This window comes from Tychonema sp. LEGE 06208, assembly GCF_015207505.1.
Lineage (GTDB): Bacteria > Cyanobacteriota > Cyanobacteriia > Cyanobacteriales > Microcoleaceae > Microcoleus.
In genome coordinates, this window is the sequence record NZ_JADEWT010000035.1 from 11,795 (window position 1) to 29,522 (window position 17,728).

Genomic DNA, 17,728 nt, shown 5'->3' on the forward strand with positions numbered 1-17,728 from the left:
TAGTCAACTCGCGCCAACGATCGCGCGTACCCACCCTTTAGCGAGGCATATACTATGTATCAAAATTTTCCAATAAATCCAGAAATGTATAACATCGGGTTCTTGCTGGCCCAAGTGCCAGTAGAACAGACTACAACTACAAACACAGTAGAAGAAACAGCACTCCTCTATTCCGGGCCGCAATTTTTTATCGCCCTCATCGCTGGAGTCGTTCTAGCCTGCGCTTTCCAACTGTTGCTAACAAATTTATCAGTAGCTGCGGGTCTTTCCTATATCGGACAATCCCACGATGACGGACACCACTCGGATAGCAGCAGCCCGCCACTGCGCCACATCGGCAGCAAAGTCGGCACTTGGACGCTAATCACCGTCACCGTCGCCCTATTCTTCGCTTGCTTGCTAGCAGTAAAGCTGAGCTTGATTAGCAGTCCGGTTTTGGGGGCGATCGTCGGTTTAGTTGTCTGGGCTGCCTATTTCTCACTTCTCGTCTGGGTGAGTTCCACCACCGTCGGTTCCCTGATCGGTTCCGTCGTCAACACTGCGACATCTGGCGTTCAAGCGATTTTTGGCACCGCAGCCGCAGCCTTGGGCGCGAAAGCAGCCAGCAATCAAGTAGTGGCCACAGCCAAAGCAGCCGCCGCGGCAGTGGGACACGAACTCGGTAGCGCGATCGACCCCACAAGCTTGCGGGAAAACGTCGAAGACTACATCCAAGCCCTCAAACCGCCGGAATTAGACATCAAAGCGATGCGCGGCGAGTTTGAAAAATTGCTCAACGATCCGCAACTCAAAAACATTGCTGGCGAAAATTTGCCGAAGATCGATCGCCAAACTCTAGTAGATTTAGTAAGTTCGCGATCGGACTTGTCAAAGCGCGATGTCAACCGGATTGTAGACCAACTCGAAGATGCTTGGAAACAAGTAGAAAAACAAGAAGCCAAATCAGACGGCATCGGCCAATTGGTAGATTATCTCAAATCTGCCAAATCGGGAGATTTGCTCTCAGAACAACTGACAAGTAGGGTAGAACAAGCCCTCAGCAGTCTGGGCGGTCAAAATTCCGGCCAAAGCCCCACCATGAGAACCCAAGCAACGACAATGGCAGTCAATGCTTTAATGGGAATAGTTTTGGGCCGCACGGACATTTCCGATTTCGATGTAGAAAAAGTAGTCGGTCAGCTCAAAACAGCTAAAGATAAAGTTAGCGCCCAAGCTGATAAAGTTGCCGCTCAAGTCAAAGGCGAACCCGAAACCTATAGCCCGATCCGCGCCGATGTAGAAAACTACTTGCTCAACACTTATTCGTGGCAAATGAACCCGCAAGCGATCGAGCGCGAATTTCGTGACGCGATCTACGATCCTACGGCAGATCCGGGAACTGTGCGCCGCGAATTAGAAAAACTCAATAAATCTCAGTTTGCGGAAATTCTCGCGAGTCGAGGCGTTTTTACCCAAGACAAAATTAAAGAAATTTCCCAGGATTTAGAAGCAATAAGACGGCGAGTTTTAGAAACCGTTATCTTTGCTGAGGAGCAAGAAAAAGCTCGCGATTTGCAGTGGCGGGTGGAAACTTATTTGAAGCTGACACCGAAAGAGGAACTGACAGCAGCAGGTATCGGGAGCGATTTCAAAAAAATCTTAGAGGATTCCGATGCAAGTTACGAACAGTTGCGCGATCGGCTTTCTCCTTACACCCGCGACAGTTTTGTGCAAATTCTCAGAGGCCGCGAAAACTTCGGCTTCCAGGAAGTAGAACAGATTGTCAACGAGTTGGAAAAGACGCGAGATGTCGCTTTAGCAGATGCTAAAGGCTTGCAAGAAGCCGCGCAAGTCCGACTAGACAATCAGTGGCAAAAAGTACAAGAATACTTGCAGTCTACGGGCAAATCAGAACTCAATCCCGAAGGCATCAAGCGCGATTTCAAAACACTGCTGGACAATCCAGAAGCGGGAATTTGGGCGCTCAGAGCTAGAGCTTCTCGGTTCGATCGCGATACTTTGGTAAAATTGCTATCTCAGCGCAAAGACCTCAACGAAAATCAAGTAAACGAGCTTCTCGACAGCGCCGAGGAAACTTGGCACAGCGCGCTCCAAGCACCGCAAAAGTTGGCAGAAAAAGCTAAGGATCAGTACGACCAAACTACGACCGCCCTGGCAGATTACCTCCGCAATACTGGCAAATCAGAACTCAATCCTGAAGGGATTCAGCGCGATTTGACGAAACTGATGGAAAATCCCAAGGAAGGGGCTTTAGCGCTGCGGGGACGCCTGTCTCAGCTCGATCGCGATACTTTGGTAAAACTGCTTTCTCAGAGAGATGATTTGACTGAGGAACAAGTCAATCAAATTATCGACCAAGTGCAGGAAACTCTGGGCTCGATCGTGAAAGCGCCTCGCCGTTTGGCGAAGCGGGTGCAAACCCAAGTCCAGGATTTTCAGAGCGTTTTAGAGGATTATTTGCGAAATACGGGCAAGGATGAATTAAATCCCGAAGCCATCAAGCGCGATTTGCAACTGCTGCTGCACGACCCAAAAGTCGGCGCTTACAGCTTGGGCGAGCGTCTGTCGCACATCGATCGAGAGACTGTGGTTTCTCTGCTGTCTCAGCGGCAGGATATTTCTGAAGCAGAGGCTGCTCGCATTGTGGATGGAATTTTGTCGGTGCGCGATGAGTTTGCACTACAAATCCAGAAAATTCAGGATCGGATTCAGTCGGTAATTGACGGGGTTCTCGGAAAAGTTCGGGATTACCTCAATTCGCTCGATCGCCCTGAACTAAATTATGAAGGGATTACGCGGGACGTGCGTCAATTATTTGACGATCCGCAAGCTGGATTTGATGCTTTGCGCGATCGGCTAGGTCATTTCAACCGCGATACTTTAGTAGCACTAATTAGTTCCCGCGAGGACATTTCCGAAGCCGATGCTAACCGCTTGATCGACCAAATTGAAGTCACCCGCAATAGAGTGTTGCAAAGAGCAGAACGCTTGCAGCAAGAAGCCCAGCTTCGCCTTGAAAGCATCAAACTTCAAGCTGAAAAACAAGCTGAAGAAACCCGGAAAGCAGCCGAAGTTGCTTCTTGGTGGCTGTTTTTTACCGCTCTTACCTCGGCCGTAGCAGCAGCCGGTGCCGGTGCCTTAGCTGTTATCCGGTAACTAAAGACTGAATTTGCGCCGTGCAAGCTAATAGTGCCTGATGTGAGTTCCTACTGACATCAGGCACTATTTTTATCAGACTTTTCAAGGGGAGGATCTCACTTTTGCAGCCAAGCTAGAAATTGGAGACAGGAGACAGGAGACAGGAGGAAAGAAGAAGAAAGAAGGAGTCAAAAGAAGTGTTTTTACAAATATAAGATGCTCCCCTTTTCAAGAGCGTGTCGGCTCGATTAATATCAATTCCGGTTGCACTCATACATGATGTTAACGGTTAACAGTCAACAGTTAACAGTCAACAGTCAACAGTCAACAGTGAATTTACTATTCCGATGAAGAGAGGATTTGATATAATACTGAAAAACTTTTTCATACTTGACAGTATTTTCCATAAGTTTAGTATAGTAGAGATAGATACAGGTATAGCCTTTCTCAGAAAGATGAGGTACTATCCGGCATAGGGCATAGGGCATAGGGCATAGGGCATAGGGCATAGGGCATAGGGCATAGGGCATAGGGCATACCTCACACCTCACTTTTGTGAGAACCGCTATAGCATAACCGCTAGTAAGTAGTAAGACACAATTAATTACACAAAACTTTGGGCTACAAGCCTTGTCTAGTAAAGAATCAGCAAAAAATCAGTGTGTAATTAATTCTGTCCAATTACTTACAAACGGGCGATAATCCAAAACGACTGGCTAGAAAACAATAATATCTCGTGGGTAGCGAACACCACAAAAAACATAGCTAGGGCAGCCACCGCGCACCCACACCAGAAAACTCAAAAATTTAGTAGTTTAGATGTACGCCAAGGGCATAATACGGGAACCTGGGAAGCGATTCCTTAACGCTTGGGGAGATAAGCCCTCTGGGGCTATTCAAATTAGACTCGCAACTTCGTTCAATCGGACGGGTTTTTGGTTTAAATATTGCCGAAAGGATGGATAGTTTAAAGGTGTGTCAGTGAACCAAGAATCCCCGCGCGTTCAGGCCCGGGAGTGTCAAGAAGGTAATTAAAGATGTGAAAATACTACACTGATGTGGGGACGACATATCGGATATCTTGGAAATACCAAGGACTTTTGCCAGTGGGCCCACAACAGTCAAAATATGCAGGCCCTGTCGAGCCAATGCTAAACAACCTACGTCTCAAATCTCCCCAGGCTAGTTGCCTAGTAGCACAGTGAGGGGGGCGACGCCATGCAACTCCGAAAAAAAACACTATTAATCATCGGTGCAGCTCTAGTCAGCCTGATTCTGGTTCTCTATGCCACTGCATCAACTATTTTGCTGCACGATTTTCAAAACCTTGAGGCCCAGTACGTCCGCCAGGATGTCGCGCGGGCTTTGGATGCCCTAGATGACGACTTGTCGAATTTAGACACCAGCGCCCAAGACTACGCCGAGTGGGACGATACTTACTCTTTTGTTGATACACAAAATGAGGCTTTTGTCAAGTCAAATTTCGTCGATTCGACATTTACTTCCTTGAGACTAAACTTGTTGCTAGTGCTGGACTCCAGCGGTCAGACGATTTTTAGCAAAGGTTTCGACCGGAAGTCCCAAACGGAAGTGCCGATTCCCGAAAGCTTGAAACAGCAATTGATTGAGGCGCTGCTAGAACCCTCGACACCGCAGGGCGATCGCGATCGGGCAAAAGCAGGCGTCATTACCCTCCCAGAAGCTAGGCTGCTAATTTCTTCGAGGCCGATCGTCAACAGCAACGCCCAAGGCCCGCCGCGCGGGACGCTGGTTCTGGGACGCTACCTCGACAGCAGCGAAATTGGTTTGCTTTCGGAACTGACTCACCTGTCAGTCGATTTTAGGTTGCCGAGTTTAGATTTTAAATTGGGTTCTGCGAACTACTCCAAACCGGGGGCTAAGGCGATCGCCCGATCGATCCAGGATTTAGACAAAATCAAAATTTCTAACCTCAAATCAGTAGAAATTTTAGTCGAACCAGTCAGCGATAACGTAGTCGCAGGATACGCCCTGATTCGCGACCTACGAGGCAACCTAGCGCTGCTGCTGCGAGTAGAGGCAGACCGCATCATCTACCGCCAAGGTCAGGCTACCTTGGGCCTGTTTACCCTATCAATACTGGCAGTAGGTTTAGTATTTAGCGCGATCGCCCTGCTGTTGCTAGAAAACTTAGTCTTGGCGAGATTGGCAGACTTAAGCACCAGCGTCAGCAACATCGCAGCCAACGGAGACCCAGACTTGCGCGTTCATATGAGCGGAAAAGATGAACTCGCAAGCCTGGCCGGCGCCATCAACACAATGCTAGAAGCATTGAGCAACTCTCAAGTCGAACGCTTAGAAAGCGAAGACCGCTATCGGTTGATGGCCGAAAACTCAACCGACATGATTACCAGACACAACCCCGAAGGCGTGTTTCTTTACGTGTCCCCCGCCAGCCGCGCTTTGCTCGGATACGAACCTTCGGAACTCGTCGGCGCGAGCCCCAACCATTATTTTCACCCAGATGATTTAGAAGCCATCAGCAAAGCTCACTCAAAAGTCCTGGCGCTTCCAGTTACTTACACCGTCAGCTACCGCATCCGCCGCAAAGACGGCAAATACATTTGGTTTGAAACCACCAGCCGCACGATCCGCGATCCGGAAACTGGTTTGGTGCAAGAAATTATCGGTATTTCCCGCGACATCAGCGTCCGCAAGCAAACAGAACAAGAACTGCGAGAAAGCGAATCTGCAATTAAAGCTTTGTACCAAGTGACCTCGGCTCCCCGTACTGACCCGGAGGGCCGCCTCTTTACCTTTGATTTGCGCCTCCAAGAACTGCTGGAGATGGGATGCCGACAGTTGGGTATGTCCGTGGGAATTTTGTCGCGCATTCAAGGCGACAAATATCAAATCGTGGCTGTGGAATGTCCCGACGGGTCGATCGAGAAAGCACAAATCTACGACCTCGAAAAAACCTTTTGCGGGACTACAGTAATGGCAAAAGAACCCATGTACTTTGAGTCGGCGAGGTTTGCGGCTTTGTGCTTCAACACCGAGGATCCAGCATTCAAGATCGAAGCGTACATGGGCATTCCCGTCACCGTGACAGGTGAAGTTTACGGCACTTTGTGCTTCCTTTCTCCAACTCCTCTGACAGAACCGTTCCGAGTTGTAGACAGAGAGTTGGTGAAACTGATGGGTCAGTGGGTGGGAAGCGAACTAGAACGCCAGCAAACAGGCGTAGATTTGGCAAAAGCTCGCGACGAAGCACTGGCGGCTACCAAAGCTAAAAGCGAATTTTTAGCCACCATGAGCCACGAAATTCGCACTCCCATGAACGGAGTCATCGGCATGACCGGTTTGCTGTTGGATACCTGCTTAACTCGCGAACAGCGCGATTTTGTAGAAACTATCCGCAGCAGCGGCGATGCCTTGCTGACGCTGATCAACGATATTTTAGATTTCTCGAAAATTGAGTCGGGCAAATTGGACTTGGAGGAACATCCGTTTGACATCCGCACTTGCATTGAGGAATCTCTTGACTTGGTAGCTACCAAGGCGGCACAAAAAAAACTGGAATTGGGTTACTTGATCGATCGCTCGGTACCGACAATGGCGATCGGCGACAGCACTCGCTTGAGGCAAATTTTAATCAATTTGCTCAGCAATGCTGTGAAATTTACCGCAACTGGAGAAGTAGTGGTTTCGGTGACGGCAAAAAAGATTTCAGTGCCGCCAAACCCTACAGAACCGCCAGAAATTAATGGCGAACCGCTAGCAATTAACCAAGCATACGAAATACAATTTGCGGTCAAAGATACCGGTATCGGCATTCGGGGCGATCGCATGGATCGGCTATTTAAATCCTTCAGCCAGGTAGATTCTTCAACAAGCCGAAACTACGGCGGTACCGGATTGGGTTTGGCAATTAGCAAGCGTTTGGCCGAAATGATGGGCGGCAGGATGTGGGTAGAAAGTATGGGTTGTATTGCCGGCAAGCCTCCGGTAGATTTTAAAGCAACAGCTTTTGATGTGGAATGGGGAGACTCCTGTGAAATTGCCGAAAAATATTGCTCTGTCAAATCCGCACTCAGCACCAAGCCGATCGACCAAAATCCCCCATCCGCCGGCTCTACTTTTTATTTCAGCACGATCGTTCGTGGCTGCAAAAGTTCTTTGTCGGTTAACTCGACCAATTGTCAACCGGAATTGGCTGGGAAGCGAGTCTTGATTGTCGATGACAATGCTACCAACCGCCAAATTTTGACTCAGCAGGCTCAGTCTTGGGGAATGGTGCCTAGAGCTTCAGCTTCGGCTCGTTTGGCTTTAGATTGGCTCGCTGCTAAAGAGGCGTTTGATTTTGCAGTTTTGGATATGCAAATGCCGGAAATGGACGGGTTGGCTTTAGCCGCGGAAATTCGCCAGTATCCTGATTACGAAAAGTTGCCCTTAGTGATGCTAACTTCGATCGGCCTATCAGAAATTAACTGCTCTGCAGTTGATGTGAATTTTGCTGCTTTTTTGAACAAACCGATTAAACAATCTCAGTTTTACAATGTTTTAATCAATATTTTTGGGGAACCGCAAGTCACTGAAATGAGAGGGCCGCGTACTAGCGGGGCTTTCCTCCAAAGCATACCAGTGCTGGCAGATAACTTACCGCTGCGGATTCTGTTGGCGGACGATCATTTGGTGAATCAGAAGGTGGCTTTGCAAATTTTGCAGCGGATGGGCTATCGCGCGGATGTGGCGGGAAACGGGATCGAAGTGCTCGCAGCTTTGCACCGCCAGCCTTACGACTTGGTGTTGATGGATGTGCAAATGCCGGAAATGGACGGTTTGGAAGCTACCCGCCTCATCCGCGAGCAATTTTCAGAGGGTTTTACCTTAGAAAATTCCACTGAAGAATCCGAAGTTTCTGAAACTGAGGAACAATCTAACAATCCCAAATCCCAAATCCCAAATCTAAAATCGACTAACCCTTGGATTGTGGCGATGACAGCAAATGCGATGCAGGGCGATCGCGAAGAGTGCATGGCTGCGGGGATGGACGATTATTTGAGCAAGCCGATCGCCATTGAGGAGTTGGTTCGAGCTTTGAAGGCGTGTAAATCTCGATCGCGCCCAGAGTGCGATCGCCCGGTGCCGATTGTTTGTGTAAACTCGCAGATTGAACAGATCGGAGAAACGAGTGAATTAGAAGTGCGATCGAATGCGATTGTTGCGGAAAATGCACAACAGACAATTTCCAATTCGAGCGCAGTTGTCGGGTTTGGTGAATCAAATCTCGATCGGGCTTTGTTAGAAAGTCCCGATTGTCTGAGTGCCAAGATTATAGAAGGATTGCGAGATGTCGAAGCTTTAGAGGAGGCGATCGAGATTTACCTCGAAACAGCTCCCGAACTGCTGCGAGGCATCTCTACGGCCGTCAGGAGCGCCGATCCGCTGGCTTTGCGGCGAGATGCTCACTCTTTGAAATCGATTAGCGGTACTCTCGGTGCTTTTGGCTTGTTTAAGCTGTGCGAGCAACTCGAAATCATGGGCCGCATCGGAATACAAGCCAACCAAGCTTTACCTGCTCCAGCTTGCGAGCTTTTAAAACAAGTTGAGGCCGAGTATCAAAGAGTTGAGGCGGCGTTGAAAATGGAAATGCAATATGTTGATGGGTAAGTAGCAGGACATACAGCGGTTCTCAGAAAGATGAGGTGCCGCTGGGCATAGTACCTCATCTTTCTGAGAAAAGCTATACATATTATGGATTACAATCTAATTGCTAAAATAGTAATATTCTCTGTATCAATACCTTGTACTTTTTACCTTGCTTACGCTGCGAAAGTAGCCCTCAATCTCAACCTCGATCTATTCGGGGCAGGGCACACTCCTGCTAAGTTAGAAAAGCTATCCGGTGGCATAATTAAATGTAAGTGGTTCCCTAATCCTCACCACTGCCCCGGACACAATCATGTTAAATATTCAATCCCGGACGCATCAAAACCCAATAAACCGGGTTTGTGATGGCTTTTGTGTGCTGCAATCAAATTTTCTGGTAAAAAACCGGGTTTGTGACTGGCAAACTTATTTTCGTGTTACCAAAACCCAATCCTCGGCTGTTTTTACAACCTCAGCATTCTGCAAATCTAGATGTTTGAGGACAGGTTTTTCTAACAGAAAATAAGGTTGCGGGAGAGATTGCCATTTCTGTTTCAGTGTAGGCGCGTCGGCGACAATAACTTGCCTCTGGCTGTAAAAATTCAGCGACGGACGCGGGAGGCGGTGAGAAGTAAAGACTTCTTGGCCGATGGGCGTTCCTTCGCGGACAATTTGGGCGATCGGCTTAACCGGATAATCCTCCGCCAGTTCCCAAACCCAGTTGTCGGAAGCGACAAATACCAACAGCGAGACGTAAGTTCCCCAAATTAAAACTAATAAAAATTGTCTGTCTTTGTTGTGCAGCAACACGGCCGCCAGTGTCATTGTCAAAGCTACAAACATCATCATTAACTGCAAATCTTGCTGGTGGGATACAATTTGTCCCCCAATCGGTATTAAGCCGCTAAAGTACACGCAACCGACTACAGCCACCACCGCCAGTATTGCCAAAATTGCAGGATGAGGCAAAAAAGATATAGCATCAAAACGTTCTTCTGCTTCATCTTTGATCGGCTCTGGCGGCAGCGACATTTGCTCCCAAACTTCCGCGAAATAACTGCCAACGGCTAAAGCAAAAGCTGGATAAATTGGCAAAACATACCAAGGCAATTTCGTATTCATCACAGAAATAGCCAGCAGATATACTCCTGTCCAAACTAAGACTAATTTCGGCCCGGGAAAATTGCGATTTTCCCAACTAAAATACAGCCCTTGCAGATAAAATAACTGCCACGGCCAAGCTGATTCTAAAATTTCTAAAAGATAATACCAGGGCGGGCCGTTGTGATTGCTTACTGGTTCCCAAATGCGCCGGAAAGATTGGTTTAGCAAGTTGGCGTTGATGAAATCTTGGCCGTAGTGCAGCCATTGGGCAAAATACCAACCAGCTACGGGGAAAGTTCCGATCGCCAATCCGCCCCAAAGATACCCAGAAGTGAGGAGTCGCGGGGTATCCCAAACCAGGAAAACTAAGCCGATCGCGCCCAGCAGCAGCCCCAACATCACGCCCTTAGTCAAACAAATGAGTCCGAACCCGATCCCCGCCCCCAAGGCGTAGCGCAAGTCGCGGCGCGATCGCAACAAACACCACATCGATGCCAGCAAAAAACACAAAACTGCTCCGTCTAACATCGCCAAACGTCCGTGCCGCACTACCGGAAGCAGCGTCAGATAAACGAGAGCCGAAAAAATGGCGATCGAGCGCTGCGGATACAACTCCCGCCCAATGGCGTAAAGCATGGGCACAGAAGCCGCCGTCAGCATCGCCGGTACCAACCTCGCCGTCAATTCGCTGACGCCGAAGTTGGCAAAACACAGCCCGATCAGCCAGTGTACCAGCGGCGGTTTGTTGAAATAAGGCATAGAGTCGATCGTCGGATACAGCCAATTTAAATTGCCGCGCCAAATTTCCCGACTTACCAGCCCAGCAATCCCTTCATCCCAATCCCGCAACGCCGGGCCGCCGAGATTGAGCCCGAAAATTAGCACCGCAGCCAACAGCAAAGCCAGCATCCACAGTTTGTCTGTCAAGCTGTCATTGAAGCGAGTTTTCGGTTTACCTACCGAGAATGGAAAGATTTTTGACATAAGGAATGACCGTTTAAGATTTTCGATTTTAGATTAAAGAATTGAAGAATTGGGAATCACTTATAAATTCAGGGTTGGGATCGTGGGCTAGGGTGCTTGGATGCTTTTGGGAAACTCGGCTTAAAAGAATTTTTCGCGTCCCAAACAGAAGGTAAACTTAGACAGCAGTTATTGGCGACAAGGAAAATACCATGAACTTACCTGTAATTATAGATATCATAATTGGCCTAGTGTTTATTTACCTGACTTTAAGCTTGCTAGCTTCAGAAATTCAGGAACTGATTGCTACTGTTTTGCAATGGCGGGCGGAACATTTAAAGAAGTCGATCGAAGTGCTAATTTCTAACGGCAGCGACGCGGCCAAAGAGCCGCTGCAATTTCAGCGAGTCGAACAATTTGCTAATGCGCTCTACGCTAATCCGATTATCAAGGATTTGAATCAGGGAGCCAAAGGGATTTTCTCCCAAGGATTTCGACTTATTACGCACCTTATGGGTGATTTGTACCGCCTGCTGACTCGCACCAAGAATGTTTTCGGCAATCAATCAACAGGGCCTTCTTATATTCCACCAGAGAGTTTTTCTGCTAGCCTTTTGGATACTTTAAAAATTTCTAATTCAATCCGAGCGATATCTAAAGCCAGATTGGAAAGATTTAAAGATTTACAATTGGCACAAATTCAAGCAATTAGCAATCATTTGAATCTGCCGGAGTCTGCAAAATCGATTGTTGAACAACAATTTAGCTGGTTGACGGCGGAGTTTAATCGGGTTGTTGAAGATTATAAAAAAGATTTGACGAGTTTGAACAACAGTTTGGAGCGGATGTCGGAAAAACTAGAATTTTATATTAATGATTCTCAGGTTTATCTGCCAGAAACTGAGCTAGGAGGGAGAGATTTTCAAAGACAGATGGCATTTATTAAGGCTAGTTTTGATAGCGAATACGAGCGGGAGGCGCTGCGATCGCAACTGGAACCGAGTTTGAGCAATCTGTTAAATAGTGTGAGGAACTTTAAAAAAACTCAGGATAGGGTAGCAGAAATTATGGAGGAGCAAGAAAACGGTTTGATGTACCAAGAAATTCAAGAAATTTTGAGCATTATGCCAGAATCTTTGAAACGCAGCCTTTCTATTTTAGCGCAGCGTGCTGAAAAAGGCGGCGGAGATAGTCAAGAGCAGTTGCAGCGGTTTCAGCAAGAAATTGAAACTTGGTTCGACCAATCGATGCAGCGTGCTTCCGGCGTTTACAAGCGAAATGCTAGAGGGGTGGCGATTTTGCTCGGAACTACGATCGCGATTGCTGCTAATGCTGATAGCATTCATATTGTTAATCGGTTGTCGAAGGATTCGATGCTGCGATCGACTGTTAATTTGTATGCTCAGCAGTTGGTAGAAAAAAACGCTAAGACTAAATTAGATAATTTAACCGGTCTTAGGCAAGTTCAGCAGGATGTCGATCGAGCTTTGGATAATGTAGCTCTACCTTTGGGATGGAGCGAACCGAACAGGTTAGAAATAGACGCGCAGGGTAATTTATTGTTGCCGGCTTTTATGGCAAAATTGCTTGGTTGGATCTTGAGCGGCGTAGCTATTTCAATGGGAGCTAGTTTTTGGTTCGATGCGCTCAACAAGATTGTTAATATTCGCAATTCAGGGAAAAAACCGCCATCTACTGACGACTGATACATTTACGCGCGCCACAGACTCTCATAAAATTTGATATTTGAGATTTGAGATTTGGGATAGGAGCGATCGCCAAAGGCTTTGCAGGACGGGCTACCGAGTGGTATTCTGACTTGAAAGTGGTGTTACCTACAGGATACAGAAACCATCGGTAATTACGGGCCACTCGGCAATTCGGGAAAATACAAAAAATATAAATTCCGTGCGATCGCGGATGGCAGCGCCAAACAGATGGGCGAAACTAATAAAAGGGTGACATGGAGACGAGCAACACAAACAAGGTCGCTGCCAGTTTCCTGTGATTTGACTCCCAGGGTGTATCTACCGTTCAACACCCTTTTGGAGGAAGGAAAATGTTCACTTTTTTGACAGAAACCAATCCTGCCTCGGAATACTCAAATGTCCCATCCAAAAGCTGTCTATTTAACGATTCCAGCATTAATTCTGGGGGATATTTTATTTCTGAGATTTTGATGGCGCTGGCATTAATTTTCGTCGAGTTTAGTCGCTGTAATGGCATCGAGCAAGTTACCTCGGCACTGCAAAAATATGCCTCTATCTTTGGAGAGATTGACAAATTTTGGACAATTTCTAGGAGCACTTCCGATTACCTAGAACCGTGCAAAAGCCAATTGCCAACACTCCAGAAAATACTCGCCCCCGAAGAAACCGGGTTTTTTCACCGAATCTGCAGGTGCCCAGCAAGTATTTTGGTACAGTTGCCGATCGACAACAGCGGATTAGCTTCGTTATATACATTCGGTAACTGCACGGCGGGCGATTCTCTTCGGGAATCGCCCGCAATTAACCCATACTTAATATTAGACTGTTTTGAATGTTAGTAAATGCCACAACAAAATCGGAATTTGTGTTTGAGATTATTTTTTAATTGTCTGAATTATTCAAAATGAATCATATAACTAATCTTGAATAATATCAATTTTAGTTACACTCATACATGATGTTAACAGTCAACAGTCAACAGTTAACAGTCAACAGTGAATTTACTATTCCGATGAAGAGAGGATTTGATATAATTAGAGAAAATAGACATTCCAATAATTGTGAATTTGGGAGAATGCTTGCTTTTAACAGACTTTTTAGGAGAATTATAGTACAGCTATAGACGGGAGATTGCCATCTCAGTCTGGAGCAAATTACCCTGAAACCCATCCCCCAATGCCTGTAATTATCGGTATCCCCAGCCAAATAAGGCTAAAAGAATCCTGCTAAAAAAAGCAGGATTTTTTTTGTATTTCCGATATTTGTGTTATCTCTTGCTAGCAATTGCGAGCAAAAATCCGGTTGACTACAAGTAGAACCCAGTGGAGCCCGGAAAAAAAAAAATTAAATAATTATTCAAAAATTGTTGTGCTTTTAAATATTCAATGTTAATATGTATTCAAACAAGGCTGATAAGATTACTCCAGGGATGTATCTACCAATAACGCCCATAATGGAGTATCAAATATGACTTCTACGTTCGCCCAAGTTAACTCAAAATCCTCTCTTGAAAAACTGCCCCCGCGTTCCTTAGTCTTCATTGATTCCGGCGTGGAAGATTACGATTCAATTGCAGCAGGAGTGCTGCCTGGACAGCAGGTAGTGATACTCGATCGCACCAAAAACGGTATCGAACAAATCTCCTCTGAAATTAAAAAATACGCCTCTACCAATGGGGCGATCGACTCGGTTCACATCATTTCTCACGGTAGTTCTGGCAACTTGCAACTTGGCAATACCGCTCTGGGTTCGGATAACATCGAGCAATACAAAAGCCAGTTAGAACAATGGCAGACTTCACTAGCCCCACAAGCAGACATTATGCTGTACGGCTGCGATGTAGCATCCGGTACAGGCGCTAATTTCGTTGACAAACTCAGCCAATTAACGGGAGCTGACGTTGCCGCATCCACCAACATTACCGGCCGCGGAGGCGACTGGAACTTAGAATTTGCTAAGGGTCAAATTGAATCGGACTTAGCCTTGCGGTCAGATGTGATGGCTAATTACCAAGGTGATTTAGCTACTATCGTGGTCAGCAATAATAGCGATAGCGGTGCTGGTTCCTTGAGAGCTGCGATCGCATCCGCTGCAGCCGGCGATACCATTACCTTCGCTCCTGGTTTGGCCGGTCAAACCATCACCCTCACCAGCGGTCAACTCGATATTCCGGTTGGCAAAAATATTACGATTGACGGCGCAGCAGCAGCGGGTTTAACCATCAGCGGCAACAACGCATCCCGTGCCTTTTTTGTCAATGCAAATGTGGTGACTGCTACAAGTTTTGCAGTCAAAAATCTCTCTATTGTCAACGGCAAAACTGCCGATCGAGGCGGCGCGATCGGTACAACGGACGAAGTAAGCGTCACAGTAGACAATGTTCAGTTCAATAATAATGTTGCCGATCAAGGTGGCGGCGCAATTTTCGGCAATTTCAACAATACTCTGACAGTAACGAACAGTAAGTTTAACGGCAACACGGCCACTGCAGCCAATGACGAACGCGGTGCAGGTGCGATCGGCTTTTTGAGTTCCAAAGCTTTTACTGTCACCAACAGCGACTTTACAAACAACAAAGGAATTAACGGCGGGGCAATTAACAGCCTTCAGGGCAAGTTAACGATTGACAACTCGCGATTCATCGGTAACGACACCACCGCAGCCGTTTTCGCATCAGGCCAAGATAATCCCTTTTTAAGAGGTTTTGGTGGCGCAGTTTACACAGACAGAGCCAGCAATCCGAGCGAAGCTTCCGGCACAATCAAGATTACCAATAGCGTATTTCAAGACAATAAAGGTCGAGGTGAAGGAGGTGCAGCTTATCTGTTCACCGGCAGCCAAGACAAGGTTATTTTGGAAAACAGCACCTTCCAAAATAACGAAATTATGGCGCTACCCAACGGTGGAGGGCCTGGAAACGGTGGTGCGGTAACGAATTTGAGCGACAGCACCAACCAGGGATTGACTGTTACCAACACCACCTTTGCTGGCAACAAAGCCAACAATCAAGGTGGTGGCCTGTGGACGCGGAATGCCCCTGCTACGATTACCAACAGTACGTTTTCTGGCAACTCCACCGCGTTTGCTGCTGGTGATTTCAACAAACTCGGCGGTGCAATGACTCTTGGTGCACCCACAACTATTGTCAACACTACGATCGCCGATAATAGTGCTGGTTGGGTTGGTGGAGGTATCTTCGCCGCTGCCAATGATGTCACCCTCAAAAACACGATTCTTGCCAACAATACAGCGGCTAACGGAGGAAACCCTTGGGGAATTAACCAACACGTCACCGACGAATACGCCGATGGAGGAGGGAATTTTCAGTGGCCGCCCAAAAACCCTAATGACGGCAGTGATGTCAATGCGACGGCAAGTGTGACGATCGCAGATCCCTTACTTGGCCCACTGCAAAATATCAACGGCGCTTTCGTAAGGCCCCTGCTGACAGGAAGTCCGGCCATTGACAAAGGAGTACCAAGCGGCGCACCAGCTACGGATCAGCGCGGCCAGACTCGCCCTCAAGATGGTGATACAATTCCAGGGGCGATCGTAGACAGCGGTTCTTTTGAATTCGGAGGTACTGTCGTCCCAACTCCGACACCAACTCCCACACCAACTCCCACACCAACTCCCGCGCCGACACCAACACCCGCGCCGACTCCAACTCCGACACCAACTCCCGCGCCGACACCAACTCCCGCGCCGACTCCAACTCCGACACCAACTCCCGCGCCGACACCAACTCCCGCGCCCACACCGACGCCTACAGGGACGCCAACACCGACACCGACACCCGCGCCGACACCAACTCCCGCGCCGACTCCAACTCCCACACCAACTCCCGCGCCCACTCCAACTCCCGCGCCCACTCCAACTCCCGCGCCGACTCCAACTCCCACACCAACTCCCGCGCCCACGCCGACGCCCGCGCCGACGCCCGTGCCGACACCAACTCCCGCGCCCACACCAACTCCGGTGACAGATGCTTCCCCGCTAGATAGCCTCAACGCCCCGGAATTCGACTCTGGTGCGATCGCCCCCAACCCCGCCCAACAAACTCTCAACGGCGGTAACACAGACGATTTCATCATGGGCGGTGGCATCAACGAGTCAATTAACGGACTTGTTGGCAACGATACTCTTTACGGCATGGGTGGCAATGACAACATTGACGGCGGTGCAGATAACGATTCCATCTTCGGCAATATCGGCAATGACTTCATCCAAGGCGGCGCTGGCAACGATACAGTCTACGCCGGCAAAGATAATGACACTGTGGTTGGCGGAGAAGGCGACGACTTTTTGAGAGGAGATTTAGGCCAAGATACTGTTGCCGGCGGCTTTGGCAGCGACACCATTTTTGGTGGTAAAGATGACGATATCTTGCTGGGGGAAGATGGTGACGACCAGCTTTTTGGCAACTTAGGAAATGACACAATTAATGCTGGAAACGGCAACGATATTGCCTTCGGAAATGAAGGTGAAGATTTGATTTTTGGCGGAGCTGGAAATGACACGCTTTACGGTGGCAAAGACAACGATAGTCTCGATGGCGGTGATGGTAACGATTTGCTATTCGGCAACAATGAAAATGATGTAATCTCCGGCAACACCGGCAACGATACGCTTTACGGTGGCAAGGGTAACGATTTGCTCATCGGCGGTGCTGGTAGCGATTTCCTCAGCGGCGATGTTGGGGACGATACTTTGACCGGCGGTTCGGGAAATGACGTGTTTTTCCTCAATAAAAGTGTGGGAAGCGACATCATTACTGATTTCCGTCAGGGCGAGGATGTAATTGGGTTAGCTCCCGGTTTGAGTTTCAATCAACTCAGCATTACGTCTAGCAACAATCAAACTTTGATTAGCGTTACGGGCAGCAATCAATTGTTAGCGAAGCTTAACGGTACGCCCGTTACTCTCGGCGCTAGCGATTTCATTCAGGTAACAATCTAACTGTCTCTGGTAGGGTGCGCGACGCGCGCCTTACTAGCAGTGAAACATCGGCTAGGGTGCAGGGCGGAATGAATGTTTTGAGGAACAAGTAAAGATTTTCTCCCGCCTGTCACGCCTAGGGTTAGTTACCTAAGTTTCGGATTTTTGGGATTTGTGCGATCGGCAAATATGTCATATCCAATCTGTTAGCATTGGAACGATCGAACCGCGAAGACGCTTTAGGC

At 47.9% G+C, this 17,728-nt stretch carries 7 protein-coding genes; 6 read left to right on the forward strand and 1 reads right to left on the reverse strand.

The genetic code is table 11. The features are described 5' to 3' along the window. Positions 1–54: 54 nt before the first annotated feature. The 3 genes from IQ263_RS11810 to IQ263_RS11820 all read left to right on the forward strand — a co-directional run bounded on the left by IQ263_RS11810 (position 55) and on the right by IQ263_RS11820 (position 9,135). Positions 55–3,156: an MFS transporter gene (locus IQ263_RS11810; protein WP_194067595.1), complete on the forward strand. Its 3,102-nt coding sequence runs from the start codon at positions 55–57 to the stop codon at positions 3,154–3,156. Between the two features lie 1,200 nt (positions 3,157–4,356). Continuing rightward, positions 4,357–8,790 (forward strand): response regulator, encoded by a 4,434-nt coding sequence (locus IQ263_RS11815; protein WP_194067596.1) that lies wholly within the window; start codon positions 4,357–4,359, stop codon positions 8,788–8,790. Positions 8,791–8,874: 84 nt separating this feature from the next. Continuing rightward, a complete protein-coding gene (locus tag IQ263_RS11820; RefSeq protein ID WP_194067597.1) occupies positions 8,875–9,135 on the forward strand; it encodes a hypothetical protein in 261 nt (86 codons plus the stop codon). Between the two features lie 60 nt (positions 9,136–9,195). Here IQ263_RS11820 and IQ263_RS11825 read toward each other — a convergent pair whose 3' ends face one another. Continuing rightward, a complete protein-coding gene (locus IQ263_RS11825; RefSeq protein ID WP_194067598.1) occupies positions 9,196–10,857 on the reverse strand; it encodes an ArnT family glycosyltransferase in 1,662 nt (553 codons plus the stop codon). A gap of 191 nt (positions 10,858–11,048) precedes the next feature. Between IQ263_RS11825 and IQ263_RS11830 the strand changes: the two genes are divergently transcribed. The 3 genes from IQ263_RS11830 to IQ263_RS11840 all read left to right on the forward strand — a co-directional run bounded on the left by IQ263_RS11830 (position 11,049) and on the right by IQ263_RS11840 (position 17,504). Further along, complete coding sequence (locus tag IQ263_RS11830; RefSeq protein ID WP_194067599.1) at positions 11,049–12,542, forward strand: hypothetical protein; 1,494 nt, start codon at positions 11,049–11,051, stop codon at positions 12,540–12,542. A 353-nt stretch (positions 12,543–12,895) separates the two neighbouring features. Further along, the gene (locus IQ263_RS11835) at positions 12,896–13,384 is read left to right on the forward strand and encodes a hypothetical protein (RefSeq protein WP_194067600.1); all 489 of its coding nucleotides are present in this window, start codon (positions 12,896–12,898) and stop codon (positions 13,382–13,384) included. Positions 13,385–14,012: 628 nt separating this feature from the next. Continuing rightward, positions 14,013–17,504 (forward strand): DUF4347 domain-containing protein, encoded by a 3,492-nt coding sequence (locus IQ263_RS11840; RefSeq protein WP_194067601.1) that lies wholly within the window; start codon positions 14,013–14,015, stop codon positions 17,502–17,504. Positions 17,505–17,728: the final 224 nt, after the last annotated feature.

What these genes read in the sequence shown, in the direction of transcription:
- IQ263_RS11810 (WP_194067595.1), top strand. Translation starts at nt 55, where the DNA reads ATGTATCAAAATTTTCCAATAAATCCAGAAATGTATAACATCGGGTTC.
- IQ263_RS11815 (WP_194067596.1), top strand. Translation starts at nt 4,357, where the DNA reads ATGCAACTCCGAAAAAAAACACTATTAATCATCGGTGCAGCTCTAGTC.
- IQ263_RS11820 (WP_194067597.1), top strand. Translation starts at nt 8,875, where the DNA reads ATGGATTACAATCTAATTGCTAAAATAGTAATATTCTCTGTATCAATA.
- IQ263_RS11825 (WP_194067598.1), bottom strand. Translation starts at nt 10,857, where the DNA reads ATGTCAAAAATCTTTCCATTCTCGGTAGGTAAACCGAAAACTCGCTTC.
- IQ263_RS11830 (WP_194067599.1), top strand. Translation starts at nt 11,049, where the DNA reads ATGAACTTACCTGTAATTATAGATATCATAATTGGCCTAGTGTTTATT.
- IQ263_RS11835 (WP_194067600.1), top strand. Translation starts at nt 12,896, where the DNA reads ATGTTCACTTTTTTGACAGAAACCAATCCTGCCTCGGAATACTCAAAT.
- IQ263_RS11840 (WP_194067601.1), top strand. Translation starts at nt 14,013, where the DNA reads ATGACTTCTACGTTCGCCCAAGTTAACTCAAAATCCTCTCTTGAAAAA.